This is a genomic window from Colwellia ponticola, from assembly GCF_005885605.1.
Taxonomy (GTDB): Bacteria; Pseudomonadota; Gammaproteobacteria; order Enterobacterales; family Alteromonadaceae; genus Colwellia; species Colwellia ponticola.
The window spans coordinates 1-485 of the sequence record NZ_SZVP01000062.1; the positions used below are offsets into that span (position 1 = coordinate 1).

1 protein-coding gene is annotated in these 485 nt (G+C 62.7%); it reads right to left on the minus strand.

What is annotated here, in order from left to right:
- Positions 1–485: lyase family protein (locus tag FCS21_RS15830; protein WP_246047308.1), on the minus strand; the 485-nt coding region annotated here is incomplete at both ends.

The following is a 485-nucleotide window of genomic DNA, read 5'->3' on the forward strand; positions in this document are numbered from 1 at the left end:
TTCGGAGTTTTCGAAGTCGATCGGGTTGACCTTGTGCGGAATGGTCGACGAACCGATTTCACCGGCAATGGTGCGCTGCTTGAAGTAGCCCAGGGAGATGTAGCCCCAGATATCGCGATCGAAGTCGATCAGGATGGTGTTGAAGCGCGCAATGGCGTCGAACAGCTCGGCGATGTAGTCGTGCGGTTCGATCTGCGTGGTGTACGGGTTGAAGCCCAGGCCCAGCTCGTCTTCGATGAAGGCGCGGGCGTTGGCTTCCCAGTCGATCTCCGGGTAGGCCGACAGGTGGGCGTTGTAGTTGCCGACAGCGCCGTTGATCCTGCCCAGCAGTGGGACTGCGGCGACTTGAGCGATCTGGCGCTCCAGGCGGTACACCACGTTGGCGAGTTCCTTGCCCAGGGTAGTCGGCGACGCCGGCTGGCCGTGGGTGCGCGACAGCATCGGCACGTCGGCGAAACGGATGGCCAGCTCGCGGATGGCTTCGG